Annotated in this window: 7 protein-coding genes; 3 read left to right on the top strand and 4 right to left on the bottom strand. The window is 65.4% G+C overall.

Going from position 1 to position 14,830, the window contains the following annotated elements:
• Window positions 1–149: 149 nt before the first annotated feature.
• Both CF165_RS53085 and CF165_RS42495 read left to right on the top strand, forming a co-directional pair.
• Window positions 150–491, top strand: a complete 342-nt coding sequence (locus tag CF165_RS53085; protein ID WP_240522060.1) for a hypothetical protein — start codon at window positions 150–152, stop codon at window positions 489–491.
• Window positions 492–1,058: 567 nt separating this feature from the next.
• Window positions 1,059–2,354 (top strand): recombinase family protein, encoded by a 1,296-nt coding sequence (locus CF165_RS42495; RefSeq protein ID WP_240522061.1) that lies wholly within the window; start codon window positions 1,059–1,061, stop codon window positions 2,352–2,354.
• A gap of 826 nt (window positions 2,355–3,180) precedes the next feature.
• Here CF165_RS42495 and CF165_RS42500 read toward each other — a convergent pair.
• Window positions 3,181–4,548, bottom strand: a complete 1,368-nt coding sequence (locus tag CF165_RS42500; RefSeq protein WP_143268814.1) for a S1 RNA-binding domain-containing protein — start codon at window positions 4,546–4,548, stop codon at window positions 3,181–3,183.
• Between the two features lie 74 nt (window positions 4,549–4,622).
• Here CF165_RS42500 and CF165_RS42510 point away from each other — a divergent pair, with 74 nt between their 5' ends.
• Window positions 4,623–5,687: an AfsR/SARP family transcriptional regulator gene (locus tag CF165_RS42510; protein WP_143268815.1), complete on the top strand. Its 1,065-nt coding sequence runs from the start codon at window positions 4,623–4,625 to the stop codon at window positions 5,685–5,687.
• Here the strand turns inward: CF165_RS42510 and CF165_RS42515 are convergent.
• Genes CF165_RS42515 through CF165_RS42525 form a run of 3 tightly spaced genes read right to left on the bottom strand, consistent with a single transcriptional unit; the run spans window position 5,661 to window position 14,759 of the window.
• Window positions 5,661–7,994, bottom strand: coding sequence for an ATP-binding protein (locus tag CF165_RS42515; RefSeq protein WP_143268816.1), 2,334 nt, complete (start codon window positions 7,992–7,994; stop codon window positions 5,661–5,663). The two genes, CF165_RS42510 and CF165_RS42515, sit on opposite strands and share 27 nt — an antisense overlap.
• Complete coding sequence (locus CF165_RS42520) at window positions 7,987–11,226, bottom strand: phospholipase D-like domain-containing protein (protein WP_093953255.1); 3,240 nt, start codon at window positions 11,224–11,226, stop codon at window positions 7,987–7,989. Before CF165_RS42520 ends, CF165_RS42515 begins: the two co-directional genes overlap by 8 nt.
• The gene (locus CF165_RS42525) at window positions 11,223–14,759 is read right to left on the bottom strand and encodes an AAA domain-containing protein (RefSeq protein ID WP_093953256.1); all 3,537 of its coding nucleotides are present in this window, start codon (window positions 14,757–14,759) and stop codon (window positions 11,223–11,225) included. The genes CF165_RS42520 and CF165_RS42525 overlap by 4 nt, the downstream gene beginning before the upstream one ends.
• Between the last annotated feature and the right edge of the window lie 71 nt (window positions 14,760–14,830).

Consider the following 14,830-nt stretch of genomic DNA (forward strand, 5'->3'; position numbering starts at 1 on the left):
ATAATCACGCCGTTCGATTCAGCCATATGTCCCACCCGCATCACCTGCCCAGCCGAGTCCGATGGATTCGGCTGCAGATGTGCGTACGCTCCGCGCTCGCGGCGGTCCTTGGATGCCTCCGGCCGCGCATCGCGCACGCGGGGAGCCGGATGAGCGGCCTGCTCGTCGACTCGATGAAGGAGGTCAACGTCCTGGCCGGCTATCTCCGTCCCGAGGAGCGGGTCTTGGCACTGACCGGAGCGCAGGGGGAAGGCTTCGGCGTCGTCGCCTGCACGAGCCAGCGGCTGCTGTTCCTCTTCGTCGGTATCGTGCGCAAGCAGGTCCTCGAGGTTGACTGGCACCAAGCCCAAGCGGCGATCTACAACCGCTCGACCAGGTTCCTCGCCGTGTACACGACCCGGCCGACGAAACGCGCGGTGCCGGCCATGGCTGTGCGTGTGAGCAACGCCGCGGAGGCAGCGTCGGCCGCTCCCCGACTCGACGTCATGTGACTGTCACAAGGGTTCACTTGCACGCGGACGTGGCGCCAACGAATAGAGCGTTATACGCGATGGCCCTGGCGGTGCTTCACTTCGACCGGGCTGGACCGCATCGCGGGCTCAACTCAGCAGCGACTTGTAGTCGTCGCGGGCCGGGCGGCTCTCCATGGCGCATGCAAGCGAGACACAGCACGCCGCCGGGACCGGCTAGTCCACGATCGCACTTGAAACAGGTCCGTTCGACGACCTGCTGGTCGTGGACTGGATTGACGCAGAGCGCACGACGTCCGACGCCTCCCCGATGGCTACCGACGGACAAAGGTCGACCACTTACGGTGCAACACCCGTGATCGGGTTTGCAATGCGGCCATTCGGGTGCTGGTCAGCTCCAACCTCGTCATCGGTGCAGGGCAACTGCGTTCCCTCAACCCGAACCCAGCTCAAGCACCGAGGTACACAATGATCAGTACCGCTCGCAGAGACACCACGACACGCGCTGTGTCGCCGCGCCGGGCCGGCGCCCGACGCCGCCAGAAAGCCTTCGGAGGTCGTGGGCTGAGGTTCGCGTTCTATGGACGGATGTCCACGGTCGAGTTCCAGGACCGGACGACGTCATTGGGCTGGCAGCGCGAGGTGGCCGAGGAGACAATCCGCGGGCACGGCGTGATCGTGGCGGAGTACTTCGACGAAGGATGTTCACGCCGGCTGCCCTGGCGGGAGCGGCCGGCTGCGGCGCAGCTGATGGCAGCCGCGGAGAACCCGAACCGCTCGTTCGATGCCGTCGTCATCGGCGAGTACGAGCGAGCGTTCTACGGCGACCAGTTCGACGCCGTACTGACCGCGCTCCGCGGACAAGGTATCCAGCTGTGGCTGCCCGAAGCGGACGGCCCAGTGAACCTCAAGGACCCCGTGCACCAGGCATTGATGCTGCTCCTCGGATCCCAGTCACGCCGTGAGGTACTGCGTGCTCGGTACCGCGTGCTCGCCGCGATGCACATCCAGGCCCGCGTGCAGGGCAGGTTCCTCGGCGGCCGGCCACCTTACGGCTACCGTCTCGCAGACGCCGGTCCGCACCCGAACCGGGCCCATGCGAGCTGGGGTCGCCGCCTGCACCGCCTGGAACCCGATCCGGCCACCGCACCGCGGGTGCGGTGGATCTTCCAGCAACGAGCCACCGGACGCAGCGTGGCCAGCATCGCCCGGGAACTGAACGACCGCGGCGTCCCATGCCCGTCAAGCGCCGATCGGGACCGCAACCGCCACCGGACCAGGCACGAATGGATCGTCCGGACCATCGTGGGCATCCTCGAGAACCCGCGGTACACGGGGCGGCAGGTGTGGAACCGGCACGGCGCCAGAACAACCGGTCCGGCCCGCCACAGTGATCCCACCCGACCGCCGGCGGCACGAGGCTGGGCCACGTCGGACAAGATGACACATCCGGCGCTCGTGGACGAGGCGACTTTCCTGGCGGTGCAGGGCATGCGCGCGGCCCGGCCCACCCAGGACGGCGGCACCAGGACGTACATCCTGACGGGACTCGTGCAATGTCAGCTGTGCGGCCGCCGGCTCGACTCACACTGGGTCAACGGCCGCCCCGGCTACCGCTGCCGACACGGCCACACCAGCGCCCGCAACCGACCAGCCGAACTCGCCAAGAACGTCTACGTCCGCGAAGACCACCTACTCGACGATCTCCGCGCCCGATTCGCCGAGACCGTCGGTCATGATGGGCCCGCGATCGCCGACTACCTCAGATCGAACGACCTCACGATCATGTGCGGCGGCCCCACACGAGACGTCAAAGCCTTCAGCTCGATCCCCATACATCTCGTAGAAGACGAGACCGCCGGCGGCCAGCTGCTGTTACTGTGACCTGGCCGCGACGCGCGGCTCTATGGGGTAATTGAGTGTCCGAGACCATAGCGGCACACCGTCATCCAACGCCAGCCGACCTTCGTCCATCTTTGCTGGTCAAACGCCTATCCGAGCACGTCTCCCAGCCAAGCCCACCGCGGCCGCTACGCCACCTACCTCGATCCAGCACAACCAGCTCCACGCCGAGCGCGGCACCACCTAGCCTCGTATGTGTAGCCAGGTCCTGGCCGACAGCCGCCGGCCTCACCGAGCGTGATCGGGCCCGCGCCAGGACCTGCCAGCACGGGCCGCTGGCCGTCGGGGCCACCGACGGCATCGCCGAATACCTTCCCCGCCCAAGCCTGACTCTTCGGTGGTCCTTTCTCCGACGCCACAGGCCTCGACGAACCCGTCTCACCGACCACATGATCACAGACCGGCCGGACCGGAGCTGATTGCAGGCGACTTGTCCGCCCATGCTCCGCACTTGGCCGCGTGTTGGGGGTGGTTGCCGGGCTGCCCTACCCACTCCACGGGACGGAGACGGGACGGCACGGTCGTGCTCTCCGCCACTATCGACCCACCCGCGCGCCAGACCACCTGGGCAGCTCGTCGAACACCGCTGCAAGCTGCAACCACATGGGTCCGGGGTCGCACAGGTGGGCCGGGCCGTCGAATCAGGCCACGCAACCTGCAAGTCGCCGGCTCACCGGCCGCGCCGGTCAATTCTGCGACCAGCTTCCGAGAGGTGTATCGGCCGGGCTCGGCGACTCCACGAGCCGCCTGTCCTGTAGACAGAGCGATGCCCCCGTGCGAGACACGGGGGCATCGGCGAGTGCAGCAGTCAGGCCGCGCTCGGCGCTTCTTCGGGCTCTGGCAGTTCGCGCAGCAGTGTCTTGCCCGTCTCCTTGTTCGTCCGGTAGACCTCGACGTAGATCTCCTCACCGAGGTCCACCTCGTTGTTGTTGAGGTCCGCCCTCAGGTCCTCGGACATGTCCTTGACCAGCAGCAAGGCGTTGCGACCGGTCGTGGGCAGGCGGAGGAGGAGGTAGCCACCGTGGCCGTTGTCCTCCGGCACGACTCGCGTCACCTCGGCATGCCCTCGCCAGTTCGGGACCGCCCTCGACGCCTCGTTCGACGAGATGGCCCGCGGCCGCGTCCCGACGCTCATCAGGCGCAGGGCAATCCTGCGGCGGTGCTCGTCCACCGTCACGATCATCGTCTCGATCTCTGCGCCGACCGCCGGGAGCGTGCCACCGAACTGCTGACGGGGCACGAGGCCGTTGATGCCGTACTCGACGTGCACGAACGCACCGTGGCGTTCGTCCACGTTGACGACACGGCTCTTCAGCACGGTGCCGGGCTTGTACTTGTTGCTGAGCAGCGGCCACGGGCTGCGCTCGCCGCTCACGAGCGTGTACCGCATCTCCTTGCGCATCGGGTCGATCACGAAGGCTCCGTCGAGGACGGTACCGACCGGGAACACCTTCCTCATGTCGTTGACCACTCTGCTAACGTCGGCATCCGCGCTTCCCATGACGCCGTAGCGACCGGAGTCGTCGCGCACCATCACGTAATCCTTGTCGGCGTTGATGACCTTGGCCTTGACCGAGGTTGTGCTGCCACCCGGCATCGGCATGGGCGCCATCTCGTCGGAGGGCTCCTGGCTGAGCGCGGTGAGCTGCAGCGCGAGCTCCTTCCTCAGTGTCTGCATGTCCTGGTAGTTCTGGCTGTACGCGATGTAGCGGTACAGGCCGCGGATGTCGGACGGGATGTCGGTTGACTCCTGGGTGATGACCACTGTGCGCTTGTTGAGCATCAACGCCCAAGCCATCTCGAACGCGACGTTCGGCGAGCCGCCGGTGCAGTCGGCGACGACGACACCCGCCTGCTGCATTGCGCGCCACACCGCCTCGAGCACGCCCTGGGCGCCGTAGAGGCCGTCGACGCGCACCGGCGTCATGCCGCACTCGCGCACCACCGGCACGCACACGTCCGTGTAGAACGCGTCGAAGTCGAACGGTTGGCCGTTGGTCAGTTCCTTGGTGCCGAAGGGCATCGCGAAGAACACGTGATCTGGCTCCGGGTTGAGGGTCCGGGTCGGCTTGAAGATGGCGCTCATGATCTGCTCCTCTGGTGGCTGTTGTTGATACAGACAGCATCCAGGGCATCCACTCACAGCACATGAGGCTGATGCTGACAACCCGCTCACACCTCACAGCGTTACAGTGAGGGCCCCGTGAGCGATGACCAGTGTGATACCACCTCCGACCGCTGGGAGTCGACATGGACGTCACCCGTATCGAACTCCTCGACGGCGAGGTGCGGCTCATCGCTGATGACCAAGAACGCTCCCTTAAGGGGCCCACCACTCAAAGCCTTGTCGCGGAACTGCTCGCCCGCTCCCAAGCCGGTGCCACACCTGAAGATCTCATCCGGGCGCTCGGCTGCAACAAGGGCGCTCTGCACCAGAATCTCCACCGTCTGCGTACCCAGCACGGCCTGCACATCCAAAACGACAACGAGCGGTACCAGATCCTCCACGGTCCGTTGACTGCGGACGCGACGGAGTTCATCGACGCCGCGGAGCTAGATGAAGCTCACGCGACAGCCGATCAGGTGCAAGGCGCACTCGCGCTGTGGAGGTCAGGGCCGCCGGACCACCTGCGCTCCACTCTCCTGTGGAACCAGCTCCACCGCGCCAGGAGGAAGCTCGAGCAGCGCCGCGTGCAGCTCGTACGGCGGCGACTTCTGATTGTCGAGGACCAGGTAGGTGATCGCCTGTGCGAGGTCCTCGGAGAGTACGACTGCACGGTGGTGCGCGACCTCAAGGGATTTTGGGCGGTGCGTCCGCACCTCGCCAGCATGTTCGACGGCGCTCTGGTGGATCTGCACCTGCGGCCGGGCTACGAGGACCGCGACGGGGAGATCGTGGTCGACGCGATCAACAACTCCAGCGCTCTCCCCGCCGTCGTGATGACCTTCCGCATGCCCGGAGGCTTCGACGTGATGGGTTTCCAGCGCCGCTACAACCTCGTCTCCGTGGTGACGAAGAAGGACGACGGGCCTAACGGCGACTTCGGCGGCGTCGTCTCCGTCGTACGAGAGATGTTCGCCGCCGACGTGGGTACAAAGCTCCTCGAGACGCTGGAGGACACGTTGCCCTCACTGCGACGGCGGGCAGGCAAGCAACTGCACCTGACCGGGCGGCTCGACGGCATGGACATGATGCATTTCAAGTACAATAAGGTTGTCGACGTCGCACAGCAAGGCGATCTCGCCGCGCTGCGCCACGCCGTCAGTCAGTTCGAAATCGAATTCGGACTACGCCCCGGTAACTACCGGCAGTGAGATGAGGAAGCGGGCGCCGCCGAGCACCGACTTCTCCAGCATCAACCGGACCGTCCCGCCGAGCGACTCGATCCAGAACCGCGCGCACTCCAGCCCACCGCCGCTGCCCGTGTGTTCGGTAGAATCCGGAATGACGTTGCTCTCCAACACCTCGTACACGTGCTTCGGCACGCCAGCCCCGCTGTCCGCGATCTCGATCAACGCCGTCCGTGTGGCCGAGTCGACCGACAGTGTTATGGTCACCGTCCCAGAGCCGCCGGAACGTGTGGTGGCTCGCGCTGCGCGGACACCGTTGCCGATGATGTTCTCCAATGCCAGCCGCAGCCCCATCACCCGGCCGACGCAAGTCGCCTCCGCAGCGGAATGGAAGAGTACGTCGACAGCGCGGTCGCACGCCTCCATCTTCCGCCACACGAACTCGCACTCGAGCCTGAGATCGAAGCGTTGGTTCGGATCCATCCACTCCGCCATCGATCGGCGCACCTTCCGGTTCGCGGACACATTGGCACGATCGTCGGCCGGTCCCGGATCGTGTTGCCCCGCCCACACGTGCACGGTGTCCTCGAGGACCCTGCGGTACAACGCGTCGTGGCTGCGCTTCTCGACACTGCGGTTGTACTGCTCGACCAAGCGGGACACGGGATCCTGCACGACGGCCTCTGGCAGGCGTCGAAGTGCGCGCACCACGCCGCACCCACACGGCGTGAGATCGACGCTGTCCGGTGACCAATGCGGCAGGTAGCGTAGTTCCTTCAAGCGCGCCAACGTCTCCTCCACGTTGATCATGCTGTCAACTGCGGCTTCGCAGCTCGCTTCGCCGAGTAGCGTAAGGAGGTACTCCCGAAGGCTCTGCTCGTCCGCTGGTTGGTACATGGCGATGGCGGACAGCATCGCGAACAGTTCGTCGCCGAGATCGGCGCGCACAGCGTCCGCCAGCACCTTGTCGAACTCGGCCGCTTCGCGCTCCGCCGTGAGGTCGAACTCCTTTGAAGGGACCATTCGCCTGATGACGGCGAGCAGGGCGGGTACGTGCCGGCCGGTCACTTCCAGCAAGGCGTCGAGCTGTGCCGATTTCAACGTATGTCCCAATAGGTACAACAGCCACCACGCGTGTGCGCGCAACCGTTGCGGATGTTCGGTGCTGAGGCTGCCCGCGAGCACTGCCCCGACACCTCGTTGCGTGCATATGGTACGCAGCAACGAGATCAACCGAGCCTCACGACTTCTTGGTTTCCCGTCGTCGTCCCCGACGAGCAGGCCTAATACCGCGGCGACGTCCACGACTACCTGTGTGCTGCTCCCATTGTCCACGACGTCGAGAGCTAGGCGGAACGCGGCCTCACCCTGCTCACGTCCCACTGCGAACCGGACAGGTTCCCTCCCGGTGAACGCCAGCTGCGGCAGCTTCGGGTCGTCGGGCAGCACCAACCGGGTGTAGAGCACACCGTCTTCTTCTTCCAGCGGAGGCGCGACGTCCACGTCGGCGACAAGCCGTTGCAACGCAGCCACGTACGCCGCGATAGCTGCACGTGAACCGGTGGGCAGGTCGATGATCGCGGCAATCATCGCCTGTCCTGCCGCGTCATCGGGCATATACCGCCGAACCAGCGGCTGGCCAGCCCCGGACGTGCTCAGCCACTGGCAGATGCGCACCAGTTCAACGGTGCGAAACGGCCAAGGCTGCTCGGACACTGACACGGGGATCCGAATGTGGTCGTCAGGTTCCTTCAGCGCCTCCTCTGCCAACCGGTACTCGCCTGCTGCGACGAGGTCCAAGAGGTAACAGGCGAGGCCGTCGGGGAGTTCCCGCCGGTGCCTCTCGATTCGGGCGAGCAGACGCTGTTCCTTGTCGCGTTCCGCGCCCGCCAACGCGGCCGCTGCCTCGTTCAGCGGCGCTTCCACGCTCACGCGGCGGGAGCCCACTTGCACTCGGCCGGTCACCTCGGAAGGCAGCTCGAGTCCTGCGCGGTCTGCGCGAGCCATCAGTAGATGTCGCTTCGCCGTAAGTTCCTCGTCGGCCTTGTTGCGAGCATCCGCGAGGTACTCCCGGCAGCGCTCCACCTGCTCCGCGGACATGACGGCAAGATCTTCCAACTCGGTCACGGCTTTCACCGCCACGGCGTACTCACCCATGTCGCTGAGCCGGCGTACAGCGGATTCCGGTGACCACCCGCGTGCCAGGTCCTCGGCCGCGACTCTCGCCACCGTGCGCGTTGGCAACTCGTTGGAGTCGAGCAGAGTGGTGACCAGGTCGGGAAAGCGCCACGACGCCAGGCCGACGGTCGGATCAGGCAGATGGTCAGACATCGGCGTCACCCCGGACTACGGTCGTCAGCTTCTCGAGCGCCCATACAGCAAGCTCGTAGCACGGCTCGGCAGGCAGGGATTCCCTCAACTGCCTCGCGTGCTCCGCGATGGCGTCGATCTCGGCAAGCTCGTCACCGGTGATGGCGCGGTCGGTGATCGGGCTCAGTGCGCGCAGATCGTTCGTGGCGCGCCGGACTGCCCTCAGCAGTGCGGAGCTCTTTATCAGCATCGACTTGCGGCGGTTGTCGGTGAGCAACGGCTGCTTGGCGGCGCGGGTGGCGTCGTCAAGCCAGTGCCCCTCATTTGTTCCGTTGTCGCTCGTCCAGGTTTCGAGACGCGCCGCGTCCTTCCGCTCCACGATGTCGCGCAGCACCGCGAGAGGTCCGGCGTCGCGTACGAGGTAGTCCTTCGTCGCATTACCGTTGGCGCAATTCGGGTCGTACCGTTCGAACGCGGTCAACGGTGTACGAACGCCATCCCAGATCTCGTCGGAGACCGCTTCCATACGTACAGTGGCCGCCCGAGCACGCAACGCTTGAACCGGCAGCTGCCCGCGCGTGGTGACATGTGCGACGGCGGCAGCGGCGAACGCCTGCACGCTGGCGTCGGAAGCGAACTCTGCGAGCAATTCGACGGGCTCCACCAGGTCGCCGCCGCTGTTCAGCAGAAGGTCCGCGCTCGCGTACGCGCACAGCGCGCGATAGTCCTTCTCCGACGCCGACGCGATGAGTTTGGCCAGAGACGGCGCACCGAACGCGGTGGCCGCAGCGCTGAGCAGCACGGAGACCGGCGCACCGTCGTCGGGAAGTGCCAATCGCACCGCGTAGGCGCTTCGCCAGTCGCGTCCGGTCCACAGCGAACCGAACAGCAGCCGGCCCCAGCGCAGATGATCAGCACCACCCTGCTCCGTGAAGGAGTACATCGCGGCGTTCAGGCGAGTCAGCTCGTTGTCGCTGGCTCCGCACTCGGCGAGCACGTCGGCGACGTCGAATGGACTGGGCAGCGGACGGCAGGCCGCGACGATCTCCTTCGGGTCGAAGGAGGATCCGGTCTTGCGCAGGGCCGCAAGCACCCGCGTGGCCGCGATGTCCACCTGTCCACGAACGATGTCCCGTGGCGCAGCAACGGTTCTTCGCATGTCTCCGGACCAGGTCGCCCACTGATCTCCTAGCATGGGGCGGGAGATGTCGTCGGCCAGCGCCGACGAGAGAACGCGGAGGCTGATCTCGCTGCGCTGTTTCCTGCGGCCGGCGCCGGACCTGCCCTCGAAGGAGAGAAAGTTGTAGCTGCCGACCACCGCTTCATCATCGATGATCAGAATTTTCGCGTGATTTTGCTCGTCGTGTATGATGATCAGTTTGCCCACACCTTCACGGACCGTCGCGTCTGCGAGAGCGCGCAACTTCTGCAAGCACTCGTCGTCGTCAAGTTGGCGGTGGGTTCTCCGATACACGAGTGCGACGTTGGCGCCGCGTCGCAGGCATTGCCGGATTCGCTCGACGAAACCGTCGTTTACCACGGCCGCGGAGAACTGATCGGAAGAGATCAACACTCTGCTGCGCGCCGCGCCCAGTCCGTCCCAGAGCAGGTAGCTGTGGAAATGATCTCGCACCACGCCGACCACAGGTTCCATTTCGGAGACCGAGTTGGCGAGGGAGGCTCCGAACGTCGCCCACGAACGCGACCACAGCGATACCGACGTCGCGTCCTCGGGCGCGGCATCAAGTTCTTCCGCGAACTCTGGACGCGGCGGCACCACATGCGGCAACGCCCGCGACCTATCGCCGAAGACGTTGCGGTCCCGAATGATCGCGCACGCGTGGTCGTAGTTGGGCGAGGTTTGGTGCGCCCATTCGAGCAGTTCGTCGATGACCGGCGCAGGTGTGTCGTCCGCGGCGCGCACGACCAGGCCGACCTCAGCGTGCGTCCCGTGGCTGGCGAAATTCTTGCTCGTCACCAATGCCTGTCGGTCGTCTACGAGGACGACCTTCGCGTGGACGTGGGCGGGCTGGGCGCGGTCGTAGCGCACCGCACCGGTACCGCCCGACGCGAGGCGAACCCGCTCGACGTCGTGGAGTGCGTCGATCACACGGGTGTCAAGCGGACCCTCGTCGCGGTCGATTCCCCAAAGGACGGTCACCTCGACGCCGCGTCGCACCGCGCGTTTCAGCGCATCGACGTAGCTCTCGATGCCGCCGTGGTACTTCAGCCACGGCACGGAGATCACGACCTGCTTGGCCGCGGCATCGATCAGGGCCACGATCGCCGTGCGATGCTCCTCGGACGTGCGGACGACGGTGATGGACATCTGCCGCTCAGCCATGTCGTGGACGCGCGCCACGAGGTTGTCGGCCCGCGAGGCCGTTCGGTCGTGGTCTCGTCTGCGGTTCGCGGGTGCGGTGTGCACGAGCGAGCCAGCTGCGACGACGAAGCCCGCCAGGTCCTGGTGGATGTCGTCCCGCCGATCTGCGACCTGGTCGGCCGCGCCGCGCAGCGCCTGCACGAAGGCACTCTTCGACTGCGTCTCCACCAGTAACTGCAGCCGGCTCTCCGCCTGCAGCTGCACGTTTGAGGGCAACGACTTGTCCACTACTCGCACGACGAGCCTGCCCCCGTCCACACCTGCCTGCACGCTCAGCGGGGCGAACTTGGTGAACGCCGCCTTCGTCAGGTCTTTGGGCGCCAGGTACGCCTGCAGCACCTGCATGTCCCCGTCGAGCCCGGTGTCCTTGCGGCGCTCTAGGCTGCGGTTCAGCGCAGCCGCGAGTGCGTCCGGCTCGACGTTTGCCGCGGTCCAGTCCTGGGGTGAGCGCGTGACGACGAGATTCGCTCGTCCCGGTGCGAATCGCCCAGCGGTCAGCGGCAGCACCCGCCCGGTCAGGGTGTCGAGTAGGACGTCCTCGGTGTCCGGTATCGACAGCGCCGCGTCGATGGCCTGTCCCTCCGGCAACTTCGCGAGCTCATCGGCCGCCAATGGCGACAGCTGGATCGTCTCCGCTCCGAACTCGTCAAACTCGAAGAAAACCCGCTGTGTGCGCCACAGGTCTCCGAGCAGATCGACCATCAAACGCGGGGTAAGCCCGAAGAGGTCCGCGAGCCCCTGCATCGTGGTCACGCCGGCGTCGACCGCCTTGAGCACCAACGTTTCCAGCACCGAAGTGCGCGACCTCGGGCCGAGCTGGAGCCGCACGGTGAGCACTTCGCATTCCACGTAGACGTCGATTACCTTCACGACGGCATCACCTCGCTCATCGCGACGACCCGACCTAACTCCCGCGCCGCTGCCACCACCGCCTCCCACTCCGGAATGCCGCAGTGCTCGTACTTCGAGATCCGACCCACCACCACCAGCAAGTCCTGTGCCCTGCTGAGCATCACGTTCGCTCGCGCCGGATCAGCGACGTGACCGAGGCCTGCGTAGGCCTCTCTTGAATCGCGATCGCGAACCAGCGATGCGATCACGATGCGCGCCTCACGCCCCTGGAATGAATCCACCGTCCACACGTCGTCGGCGTGCTCGGCCAGGCGCATCTGGATGCGCTCGACCTGCTTGCGGTACGGCGTGATGATGGCGAGCACCTTGCCCTTCGTGTCCGCGGCGAGGTGCTCGAGTGACGGTTCAAAGGACCGCACCACGGTGGACACGAGCTCGGCCTCGACGTCGTTGAACCAGTAGCCGGTCGCCTTCTGCGTGACGCCGGTGTCGATCCAGACCAGAGATCGTCCACGTGCCCAGAGCGGACGCACCAGGCCGTGATCGCGGTCGGGACGCACGGTCTTCAGGCCGCCAAGCTTCAGCGATGAGTAGAAACCGCGGCTTACGACCTCCGCGATTGGCTTGCGCATGCGACGCTGTTCGGTCAGCTCCAACCGCGGCGCTCCGTCTCTCGCCTCGGTGAACATGTGCCCGAAGGTGGCGAAGATCTGCCTGTACCGATCGCGCATCTCCCACCACCCCGCCACGTTCTCGTCCGGATCGTCGCGGCAGTTATCCAGGAACGCCATCACGTCGTTCAGTGCGAACGCACCAATCTGCGCCTGGTCACCGACCAGCGTCCACCTGATCCCGCGCACCAACGGCAACGCGAGCTCAGTGGGCCACGCCTTCGCCGCCTCCTCGATCACGACCCAGTCGAACGGTTCATTGGAGCCGTGATCCACCAACCGGGTCTTGGTGGACGCGCCCGTGGTGGCGAAGATGAGGTTCGCACCGCGACGCACCCGCGTCTGCAACTCGGGTCCGGAGATTGCGACGGCGTGCAGCCACATCTCCTGGATCTTCGTGATGGCGGGGTTGTCGTACCGCCGCGCACCTCGTCCGTCCAGCTTGCTCTTGATCTCACGCTCGAGCCGCGGCACCACACGGCCGGGCATGAACTCGGTCACTGGAGCCTTGACGTTGCCTGCGGTAAAATCGCTGGCGAGGCGAACCGCGAGCCAGTTCGCCCTAGTCGGATTGCCGGCCTCGTCCACCGCACCGATCTTGCTCAGGATGCGGGCAGCCAGGTTGTCCAGCGCGTCATGTGACTGCGCCGACACCAACACGCGGGCCTGGTCATCCTTCGAGAGATACTCAGCGACCGCCTGGGAGGTAACCTCCGTCTTGCCCGTTCCGGGTGGACCCTGGACCGCGAACATCGACTGGTGCTCGAGCATGGTGCGCATGGCTTCAAGCCCCTCGCCCTCTAGCTTGCCCCCAGTGGTGTCTTGCCACTTCGGCGCACCGCGCACGCCGGTCGGCCGGACCAATCCCTGCAGCAGCACCACGTTGTTCTCGAGTTCGTCCACCGCGCTCGACTGAGCCAACAGGTTTCCCCGCCCCGCCCGGTCGTTGGCCATGCGCAGCCAGCCTCGCTCAGGAAGGTCTGCGAACCGGGCCGCTTCCAGCGTGGCGGTTTCCCTGCCGTGGACCTCCACCAACCGATACCGACCCATTACATCACCGGGCATGCCACCTTTGTCCGCCAGCACTTCGATCTCTGGGGAGGCCAAGTCCTTCGCGACCTCTTCCGCGAGGAAGTCGGCCATGCCGAGACGCAGCCGCTCATCACCGATGATCTTCTTGTGCATCGAGGACTGCCGTGACGCCCGGTCAGCGTCGCGCGAGCGGTCCCAGCGCACCGCCACCGTTCGCCCGGCAGGAAGTCCCTCGCGCACATACGCGTATTCCCTGGCGAACAACTGAGCACCTTGGTAGTCGATGAACCAGCGTAACGCGTCCAAATACTCTCGCTGCTCACGCGTCTTGGCATGCCTCTGAGCGGTCGACGTCAGCAGCGCGGGCCAACTCGGCCGGTCTGATGAACGCTTTTCCAGTTCGACAGGGCTCGCCTTGTGGTCGACCGCCTCGACGCGGTGCAAGTTCCTGCCGAGACTGCCCGCCCGCAACGAGTGCAACTCCTTCGACGCGCGCGCGTTCTCGATCACGTACTTGATGACCTTTATGTTGTCGAAGTACTCCTTGCGACCGAAACGGATGCGGTAGAGTGTCTCGGCGAACCACACAAAGTTGTGTCCAAACAGGACTGTCTGTGCTCGCTGCCGGTCTTCTGTTTTACCGACCTTGACGAACGGCACCGCACCTTCAGACGAGTGGCACACTGTCGCGCCGCGGAGATCGCTCTCGATCAGATCGACCAGTTGCTTCAAGCCTTCGTCGGTCATGGACGACTCGGACAGATGCCCCCACTTGAACAACGTGCGGTCGCTGTCCTCCCGCATGTAGGCAACAAGGTACGGCTGACCACTGTTGTTCTCAGGCGCATATCGGCCCGCGATCGTATCGTAGTTCCGGCTAAGCGCTGTCATGACCTCGGACATCGATGGCCTGGACCGAGGATCGGACTGCAGCATTTCTCCCAGCAGTTCGGACAACGCCGCCGGCAACTCCTGCGAGATAGTTACCCGACGCCGCAATCCCTTCTGGAACTCGCGCAACTCCGGTCCAAGCTCAGGTACCTCACCCAGCAAGTCCGGCCCAAGCAACCACTCTGCCGCGATCACACCAAGGCTGAAGACGTCACCCGGGAAGTCACCCGCTCCGGTGTTGCCGGGAGCCGCAAGGAGAAAATCGACCCGCTCCGGTGGAGTATACGCCAGAAAGCGTGGGTCCTGCCGCAGGTAGAGTGGACGGACCCGGCCGGCGCCCTCGCGGTCGATCTGACTACCGCGCAAGAGGTTCGACACCATCGAGCTCATCTCGAAACGCGCCAGCAACACTCGGATCCCGTCGTCTCCCTCCTCGTGCTCCAAAGTGCCCGGCCAGAGGTTCCGGTGAGCGATCCTGGAGTCGTGCAGAACCGCGAGGCCATCGGCAAGCTTCCACAACGTACGCACTGCCTGCGCGGGACGTTCATGGAAGTAGGTAGCCATCGCCCTGGAGTCCTCGTCGCTCATGAGCACCTTCGTCCGGATGAACCCGGCGCCTGCGGTGTCCGAGCCGCCGCTCTCTATGTCCTCCGGCCGGACATACCCGCCACCTTCCAGCATCGGCAGACTGGGGTGCCCCAGACCTCCGATACGTTGCAGGACACGGAGTTCTTGCTCCCAGAGATGCCCGCCAACCTCGCCAAGCCCAAGGTAGACCGTTAGGGCGACATCGTGGTCGTTACGGTCCAGAAGGGAGTATCGGTAGATCTTTCCCTCGACGAGTTCCTTGCCGTCCAGTCGTTCGATGCTTCCACTCAGCGGGACGAACCGATCGCCGCCGTACGCCTCGGTGGTGAGCACCGCCCGCACCACCCGATCCGCCTGAACTATGCTCACGGGTGTCTCCTCGGTCGGTTGAACTGGACACGCCGAGCCACTAGCGATCCCACATCGATGGTTCGACTGTA

The sequence above is a fragment of the Amycolatopsis vastitatis genome, from assembly GCF_002234595.1.
Lineage (GTDB): Bacteria > Actinomycetota > Actinomycetes > Mycobacteriales > Pseudonocardiaceae > Amycolatopsis > Amycolatopsis vastitatis.

Coding starts and splice junctions, on each gene's coding strand:
- CF165_RS53085 (WP_240522060.1), top strand. CDS start 150: ATGAGCGGCCTGCTCGTCGACTCGATGAAGGAGGTCAACGTCCTGGCC.
- CF165_RS42495 (WP_240522061.1), top strand. CDS start 1,059: ATGTCCACGGTCGAGTTCCAGGACCGGACGACGTCATTGGGCTGGCAG.
- CF165_RS42510 (WP_143268815.1), top strand. CDS start 4,623: ATGGACGTCACCCGTATCGAACTCCTCGACGGCGAGGTGCGGCTCATC.
- CF165_RS42515 (WP_143268816.1), bottom strand. CDS start 7,994: ATGTCTGACCATCTGCCTGATCCGACCGTCGGCCTGGCGTCGTGGCGC.